This is a genomic window from Mycobacterium sp. IS-836 (assembly GCF_001954275.1).
Lineage (GTDB): Bacteria > Actinomycetota > Actinomycetes > Mycobacteriales > Mycobacteriaceae > Mycobacterium.
In genome coordinates, this window is record NZ_MBEU01000044.1 from 69,468 (window position 1) to 77,141 (window position 7,674).

General features: G+C 61.8%; 12 protein-coding genes. 1 reads left to right on the forward strand and 11 read right to left on the reverse strand.

Annotation, left to right across the window (positions count from 1 at the left end):
- Positions 1-53: 53 nt before the first annotated feature.
- The 10 genes from A5747_RS13100 to A5747_RS24855 all read right to left on the reverse strand — a co-directional run bounded on the left by A5747_RS13100 (position 54) and on the right by A5747_RS24855 (position 4,308).
- Entirely contained in the window at positions 54-290 is a 237-nt protein-coding gene (locus tag A5747_RS13100) for a hypothetical protein (protein ID WP_076124824.1), read from the reverse strand.
- Positions 287-670 carry a hypothetical protein gene (locus tag A5747_RS13105; protein WP_076124826.1) on the reverse strand — a complete coding sequence of 128 codons (384 nt, stop codon included), beginning with the start codon at positions 668-670 and terminating at the stop codon, positions 287-289. Before A5747_RS13105 ends, A5747_RS13100 begins: the two co-directional genes overlap by 4 nt.
- Positions 671-959: 289 nt before the next feature.
- Positions 960-1,262 (reverse strand): hypothetical protein, encoded by a 303-nt coding sequence (locus tag A5747_RS13110; protein WP_076124828.1) that lies wholly within the window; start codon positions 1,260-1,262, stop codon positions 960-962.
- The gene (locus A5747_RS13115; RefSeq protein WP_076124830.1) at positions 1,259-1,591 is read right to left on the reverse strand and encodes a hypothetical protein; all 333 of its coding nucleotides are present in this window, start codon (positions 1,589-1,591) and stop codon (positions 1,259-1,261) included. Before A5747_RS13115 ends, A5747_RS13110 begins: the two co-directional genes overlap by 4 nt.
- Positions 1,588-1,770, reverse strand: a complete 183-nt coding sequence (locus A5747_RS13120) for a hypothetical protein (RefSeq protein WP_076124832.1) — start codon at positions 1,768-1,770, stop codon at positions 1,588-1,590. Before A5747_RS13120 ends, A5747_RS13115 begins: the two co-directional genes overlap by 4 nt.
- An 18-nt stretch (positions 1,771-1,788) precedes the next feature.
- Positions 1,789-2,067, reverse strand: a complete 279-nt coding sequence (locus A5747_RS13125) for a hypothetical protein (protein WP_076124834.1) — start codon at positions 2,065-2,067, stop codon at positions 1,789-1,791.
- Positions 2,064-2,294, reverse strand: a complete 231-nt coding sequence (locus A5747_RS13130) for a hypothetical protein (RefSeq protein ID WP_076124836.1) — start codon at positions 2,292-2,294, stop codon at positions 2,064-2,066. The genes A5747_RS13125 and A5747_RS13130 overlap by 4 nt, the downstream gene beginning before the upstream one ends.
- 604 nt (positions 2,295-2,898) lie before the next feature.
- Positions 2,899-3,189 (reverse strand): hypothetical protein, encoded by a 291-nt coding sequence (locus A5747_RS24850; protein WP_142245568.1) that lies wholly within the window; start codon positions 3,187-3,189, stop codon positions 2,899-2,901.
- An 82-nt stretch (positions 3,190-3,271) separates the two neighbouring features.
- A complete protein-coding gene (locus A5747_RS13135; RefSeq protein WP_076124838.1) occupies positions 3,272-4,105 on the reverse strand; it encodes an alpha/beta hydrolase in 834 nt (277 codons plus the stop codon).
- Positions 4,102-4,308: a hypothetical protein gene (locus A5747_RS24855; protein ID WP_076124840.1), complete on the reverse strand. Its 207-nt coding sequence runs from the start codon at positions 4,306-4,308 to the stop codon at positions 4,102-4,104. Before A5747_RS24855 ends, A5747_RS13135 begins: the two co-directional genes overlap by 4 nt.
- 807 nt (positions 4,309-5,115) lie before the next feature.
- On the opposite strand from A5747_RS24855, the gene A5747_RS13150 reads away from it, so the two are divergent.
- A complete protein-coding gene (locus A5747_RS13150; protein WP_142245570.1) occupies positions 5,116-5,859 on the forward strand; it encodes a hypothetical protein in 744 nt (247 codons plus the stop codon).
- Between the two features lie 365 nt (positions 5,860-6,224).
- Here the strand turns inward: A5747_RS13150 and A5747_RS13155 are convergent, their stop codons facing one another.
- Positions 6,225-7,571: a recombinase family protein gene (locus A5747_RS13155; RefSeq protein ID WP_076124845.1), complete on the reverse strand. Its 1,347-nt coding sequence runs from the start codon at positions 7,569-7,571 to the stop codon at positions 6,225-6,227.
- Between the last annotated feature and the right edge of the window lie 103 nt (positions 7,572-7,674).

The window sequence follows — 7,674 nt, forward strand, 5'->3', positions numbered from 1 at the left end:
GGGAGGAGCGACAAGGATCTTGCCCTGGTAACTCCTGCGGACCTGATAGTCGGTCAGTTTGTTGCCTCCGTTAGGAATGCGCCGTCATCGATGACCAACGTCAACGCGGCGTCGAGCACGTCACGCAGATCGCGCAGCCGATACGGGTCCAGGTCGATCTCTGGCATGCCGCCGATCGTCAACAGCGTGTGATTGTCATCGAAGATGGCCGCACTGCTGCGGTCGCCGGCGACGTGGCGCTCCCGCTCGTCGTACTCCGGGTAGTACTGGTTGGTGACGCGAACGGTCATTCGCCGCGCAGCCGTGCGATGGTGGTGTCGAAGAGGCCGAGTACGTCGGCCTGAGTGGTCACGTCGGCGTCGTTGTAGTCGTAGATCAGGCCGCGGGCCGCAGACGCCTCCACATCCCGGTCCTCCGTGACCCGGGTCCAGCCAAGGGTGGTGGCAAGGGCAATTGCGGCCCGCTCACCGCGATTGGTGTGAATGAAGGCATATGGACCGCCACCGATCGCATCACCGATAGCGCCGCCCGAGCAGCGGGCGTTGATATACGAGCGGAATGTCTTCTTGGCCAGCCCGTGCCGGGCTATCAAGTCGCGCGCCGCGGTGAGGTCTTCGATCGTCTGCTTGGTGACCGGGTCCAGTTCGGTTTCCGGAAGGGTGACAGTCATGTCAACTCCTGACAAAGTTAAGCCCCGCCTGCGCGATGTCGCTGACTTTGTGGTTAAAGGGTCATCGCGCTTTTAGAGGGTGCTTCAAGTCCTCTTGGCGGGGAAGTTGGGGGCACACGACCGGGCCGCGCGGTCGAGCGTCGTCCTAAAGGTTCACCGGAGAAGTAGCGTTCTCCACGGCCGGCTAAGACAGGGGTACATACGGGCTATTACCTGTCTACCGAGTTCGCCCCACTACGGGCGTCCCGCTCCCCACACATGGTTCAACGCCAAATATGCAGGGCAGAGATCAGTCCTTGCGGTAACCGATGTCGAGGATCTCCGCGGCGATCTTTCGGTATACATCCATCGTGATCGGATTGTCTTCCGGGTGCGCGATCGGGAACATGCGGCTGAAGATTGTTCGCGCTATCTCTTCGATAGCCGCTTCCCGCTCGGCGGCTTCCCTCTCCTCCTCGGCGACCCGGGGGGCCTCATGGCGCAGGTCGTCTGCACTCCAGTGGACATGGAGCGGGAAGGGGTACCCGTAGTGCGCGCTCGCCTCTTCAAGCGTTTTAGCGGCGTCCACCATCCGCTCGGCAAGATCACTCATGAGTCGAGCACCTCAGTGAAGGGGCCGTACACGTCGTATACGGTGGTTTCGTCTCGAACCCACTCGCACGGGCACGATTCATCGCTGTCCGCCACCAACACGCCCTCTGGCACCTCGGTCAGCGACTTCCACACCCGAGGCACCGGCTCGGGCTCCGAGTCCTCGGTCGCGTAGACAAACAGCCAGGCATCTCTGGCGAACTCGGCAACTCCGATGCCGCTCTTGCTCAGCCAGAGGTTGCCTTCGTCGCCGAGTTCTCCGCCGAGGGTTTCCCACTCGTCAGCGTCGAACTCGTGCGACCCATGTTCGGGGGTCACAACTATGATCATTCGTCTTCCTTCGGTAGTCGGTAGATTCCTACGGCCATCCAGGCGATGGCGATGACAATTGCGATCGCGAACTCGACGATGAACGGCAGCGTGAATGGCACGGCGCAACCGACAAAGATAACGAGCGCGAGGATGAGTGCTGACGCCATGGCGACGCCGGCGAAGAGGAACCGGTTCACAACGGTGCGCCCCTCTGGTCAATCGCCGCGGTAAGTTCGTCCGCCGTAGGCATGGCCTTCTCCTAGATCGTCACGCCACCCCTCTTTGGAGGACCAAACGACGGTGACCACTCGATGCTGAACCACCCCGCAGGTGATCCTGCCGGCGCGGTGATTGAACCCCTTGTGCTTGCGGGACTTGGTGACCGAGTCCGGATTGAGGAGGCACTGACGTATCTCCTCGCCGGCGACACCCATGTCCAGTGCGCGGTCGATCGCGTGCGGGGTAATGACGTACCCCTCCAGACACATGGTCATGTCAGGCTGGCCACGTCAATAGGTTGAGGCCAGGGCTCGAAGCCCACGGTCTTGAGTTCTTCGCAGATCTCCGCGCGGCTTTCGAGCAGGCTACGCATGTCGGCACTGAGGCGCCGAGTGGGCTCCTGGTCGATCATGTCGATAAGGGTTTCGTCGACCGCGGTCAACTGCTCGACCAGGTCGATGCGCTTCTCCAGCGTCTCTGCGGCTTTCATCATGTCGCTCACGTCGCCAGCTCGTAGTAGCGCTTGGGCTTACTTGCACGGGCCTTACGGCGCCGGCCGTGGACAAGTCCAGTGGTGGCGCGGTGGTGACGGAATCGTGCCCGGGGATACTTGCCGGTGGAGGCCGACAATTCAGCCAGTGCCTCCTGGGCTTCTAGTGGGAGTTCTTCGGTGGGGCTTGGCGGGGAGGCATCCGCCAAGATGAACCATGCTGCGAGATATAGCCTCTGCTCATCATTGAGATCCGACAACCGCATTTACTACTCCCATCTAGTTCCGTGAGGAGAAGTCAGTCGCAAGGGGGAGCCGGAACCGAACACCATGCCCCTCCACGGCGCCGGCTCAACCCCGAGCGACTAGCGCGCACCCGCGGAATTGAACCGCGGCAAGGGCCATCCCGTGCGCAACCTAAAGATTGAGTAGTTCTTCCTCTTGTGCACAGCACAAGGTCAAGGCATTCCCTTGCGGGCGCCCATACCATCTACTCGTCACATATTTTGCTGGGCTTCTCGCCTCCCAGCTCGGCTATCAATGTCGATCCACTCCCATGCGCCCGGACACTGCGGCAGCACGCAACTGCTTTGGATCAACTGCAAGTATTCAAGTTTTAGAGACAGGAGATCTCGACGATTCCTGCTAAGCCGAAAAGAACTTCCGGATAGAGCCTTCCATCCGGAGCTAAATGCCAACTGGTGGTGGCGGTGATGCTGGGCGGTAGATCGCCCCTAGAGGGGAAACCGAAGAAGAGGTTTCCGTCCTTGACTTCGATGATGACTTTACCATCCCGATGCGCTATTTCGTACGCACACGGAGAACCATTTGTGGGAAATTTTCTCTGATCATTGCCGGTGTCGAACACGACCATGTCGGGGCGTAACGAGACGCTGACGAGCGGCACAATCACAGTCCTTTCCCGGCCGGATGACGCTGCTTGGCTTGACGGACCTGCCGCCGGTGAACGAGGCGGAGTACGCACTGGATCATGCCGCCGCCCTCCTGCCGGCCCGACGCCATGTCTCGTTGAGGAACTCAGCGATCGCCCGGTTGGCTTTCACCGTCTGTCCCGGGTGCAGCAGATCGAAGGCGTGCACACCGCCGTCGATCTCCAGATACCGGGTGGGGTTGTCCGACACCTCGGTCAGCCGGCGGAAGAACCGCCGCGCCTCATCGACATAGATCAAGACATCGCGGGTACCGTGGACCATCATCATCGGTGCGGCGCCCGGATTGACCATCGCCATGGGTGAGGCCGAGGCGAACAGCCACGGGGCCTGGGTGTAGCGCTTGCCGACGACCACGCGCTCCAGGTACCCCATGAACAGAGTCCGCCACAGCGAGTCGCGGCTCTCCCAGTCGTAGGAGCCGTAGATGCTCACGCAGGCGTCGACCAGCGTTCCGTCAAGCCCGGCCAGGGTGGCGAGGTGCCCACCCGCCGAGGCGCCGGCGATGGCGACGAAGTTGGGGTCACCGCCGAAGCGGTGTGCGTTGGTGCGTGCCCATTCGATCGCGTCGCACACGTCCTCGATCTGGCTCGGCCACCGGTGCAGCGGTGCGGTGCGGTAGTCGATGGACAGGCATACCCAGCCCTGCTCGACCATCCGGGCCAGCAGCGCGTGCCCCTGGAAGGTCATCCGGGAGCCGCTGGCCCATGCTCCGCCAGGGGCGAAGATGAGGATGGGGGCATTGGGGTATTGATTCTCGCCCTGCCAGATATCGAGTCGCTGGCCCGCGCTGCCGTAACGCACGGTGCGGGTGACGTGGCGCCGGCGGTGGCCGAAGAACGCCAGCGACGGGGGGAGCAGTTTAGTGATCACGGGATCACCCGGAACAGCTCGAAGAACATTGCCTGGCCGAACGCCTGGACGGAGCCGGCGAGGACACGCCGCCCGGGTTCCTGCCGGCCGCGCAGGACCCGGGATACCGTGGCGGGGTCGACTCCCCACTGCTTTGCGAGACAAGAATTTGATTTGAACAGACCCAGTTTCTTGGCCTTGTCGAACCCTGACGGGTTAGCCATGAATGTTGGCACTTCGCGATCCCATACCTTTCGGATGTTTGAACCTGTCCCCCAGTGGGTATGAAGGTAATGCAATGCATTGCATTGGGCAAGGCATTGCCTCGAAATCGGCGTGTCGCGATCTTCGGAGGATTGCGCCAACGCCGCTGGAACATGCCCAGATCAAACCGTTAGTGGACCTACACGTCTACTCTGACCTGCATAGGCGACGATGAACATTCACAGTCGGTTAACAGACAAACCGTTGCGTCGGCGCAATGCAATGGGTTAGGCTCCAGCCATGCAGGACGAGCAACCGAATCGCCGCTGGGCGGAATATGTGGCTCACGCAGTGCACGGGCTGACCAACAAGGCAGCCGCACTGCGGGCCGACGTGTCCCCCGGGACTATGGGGAATTGGCTCGATCCGAGCTGGGAGGGCCGGCCCAGTGCTGAAGCCGTGAGCAAGTTCGCGACGGCCTTTGGTCTCGACCACACTGAGGCCGCGGCTCGGGCTGGAGTTCTTCCCAGTACTGAGGGTGGCGACGTGGTCAGGGCGCCCTTGAGTCTCAAAGATGTCCCCACTGAGGCCCTGTTGGCTGAGCTTGGGCAACGCGCGGCCGGTGGTCCGCGGGAAAACCCTCCGGTGGCCACGATGGAGAGGAGGAGACGCCGACGCCGCCTGAGATTTGATCCCGACGCGCCCGCGCTTTAGTTAGTCCAGTTTCGTAAAACGCGCCAAAAGTTGCACGGGCGTGCCTTAAAGTGCTGACCAGCCGCGCTTTGGCCGGGAGTCGCGGTGGGCCTACTCCTACAACCCTTGGTCGGGTGAACGTGAACGCATTGCTTGGTCTAACGCTGGTCATGAGCGGTCGGTGCCTGTGGGTCAGGAAAGCAACCTGGCGCAGCAAGTGGGACGGTTCGGCAACCAATTCCATTGTCCTGCTTACGATCAACATCCTTATGATGACACCGCCGATAAGCCTGCGGATCAGTCCCGTGCTTTACAAACTGACCGGAGTGTGGAACGTCGAACAGCTCCTGGGGCACATCTGCTACATCGGGGCCATCATGGGCTTCATCGCCATGGGCACGCTCCGACTGCGTATGACAGATCGGGGACGACAGCGGTTCCTACGGCGCAACATCCAGACCGTGGGTGCGTTCTTCGTGCCGATGGGGGTGGCGCTGTTCATCTGGGGCGGGGGCGAGGGCGAGAATCTTGGCGACCTCGTGTTCGATCGGCCGAGCCCAACCATGTACCCCTACTGGCTCCTGCTCATCGCCACCTCGACCTACCTCACCGTGGTCCTGATTGCGATCCTGCACGAGCTGAATCGCAACCCGGTCAATCGGGTCACTGCCAAGATCTACCTGCTCGGCTCCTATCTCGCGCTCCTCAACGGGTTCATGGCAGTACTGTTCCTGTTCTCGCCGGCCAACTGCACGTGCTGGTGGTGTGGCATCCGGGCCGAGTTGGTGATCTTCGCCCTGGCCGCCGCAGCGTCGTGGACGAAGCCGGCGAAGCTCAGGCACGACAGCGGCGATGCCCCGTTGGTGCCGGCGACGTAGAACCCCGGGGCGTCCCAGGGGGGGTCCTGGGTGTGATCTAGGTAACAATTTTGTCGTATGCATGGGCGTGTCTCTGCAAACGCCCTGTACGTTCTCGCGATAGAAGATGGGTGCGAAGCGCCCCTGCTTGTGACCGAGCGTTAGCGAGGCCCTAGCCCGCTCCGCGGCGAGACGCGCGGCACGCGGGGTGAGGCGTGGCGGAGTCCTGTCGGGTGGCGGATGTCGCGTGGCATTGGGCGAAGCCTGATGCCGTAGGACATTGCCGTTAGACGTTAACGGCGCGATTAGTGAACGAAGATGAATGGGTCGCAGAGGCCCTGTCAACCCTGCCCCCACTGTCCGAGTCGAAGAAGTCGCGCCTGCGGCTAATCTTCCGCGACGAGCCAGCGGTAGGCGAGGTGCTCCGGTTTGAACGTCATACCCTTCCTGCCCGGCAGGAGGGTGAGTTCGACGATCTCCCGGATCGCCAGCCGGCGGCGGTCTAATGACCAACGCGCCCAGATTGGACCGGGATTCTCGCAGACGAGTTCCTCGATCGCCCTCGCGCGCGCACTCCGACGCAGTTGTGCCCGGATCTGCCCCAACTCTTCCGTCAGCGTATCGGTGGCGACCTTCACCTGTACGGGCGTCATCAAGTCCCGCGCCCACTCCAGGCCGAGTTGCCTGATCTTCTCTTCGAGTACCTTCTCGCGCTCGACAAGCTCGACCACGTCCTCCCTGGACCGGTCAATGAGCAACTCCTTGGCCTCATCGGTGGCCATGAACCCGAGGATGAGCTTGATCGCCAGATTGTCTATTGGCGCCATCTGTCGGGACACCCCACCGCAGTGCTTGCACTTGTAGACATAGTGAAGATTGAAAGCCGCACCGACCGCCTTGGAACATTTCCCACAAAGCAGAATGCCGCTGAGGAGATGCTTCCTTGCCGGCGGGGCGAGTTGCCGTCCCGGCGCTGTCAGGATTGCGTGCGCCGACTGCCACAGTTCTTCGTCGACTATCGGCTCCCATTGCGCCGGTCCGACAACGTCACCGCCGTACGTCCGAAGGCCGGCATACCGGGGCTTGACCAACATCTGTCTTACCGTGTGGCCCGCCCAGGTGTTGCCATCGGTGGTCTTGACCCCGTCCTCGTTCCACCGTTTGGCGATCGAGTAGAGGCTTTCGCCGGCGAGCACCGATCGGTATGCCTCGCGGACAAGTTTCGCTTCTTCGGGGTGCGGCGCTAGTGCTCCGTCGAGGTATCCGAATGGCCTCTTGCCACCGATCCATCTTCCCTGTTTCGCCGCCTGCTTTGCGGCCGACTTCTGGCGCGCACTCTTGCGTCGCATTTCCCCCTCGGCGACGGAGGCGAGGATGCCGGCCGCCGTCCTTCCGCCATCGGTGGAAGTGTCGATCCCGTCCGCGGTGGTGATGATCGCAACGCCGGTCTGGTCGCACACCTCCAGGAGGGAAACGAACTCGGAGAGCTTCCTCAGTAGTCGGTCCATGTGGCGGGCCACAATGACATCGAACTCGTCGAGCCGGGACAGCATTTTGTTGAACTGGGGCCGTGGCTTGTTCTTGGTCGCCGACACGTCGTTGTCCGGGAACTCGTCGATGACCGTCCAGCCGCGGGCCTCGATATAGCGGAGAACGTCCTCACGCTGGCGCTCGATACCCCACTGTTGACCTTGGGTATCTTCACTCTGGCGGAGATAGACGGCAGCGCGCATGTGGTGTACCCTACACCAAACAGCGGGTTCCGGAAAATGCGGTTAGGGCATACCTAACAAATGCGCTGTTTTGCCTAGATAGAGGATTGCATTGCTGCGACAA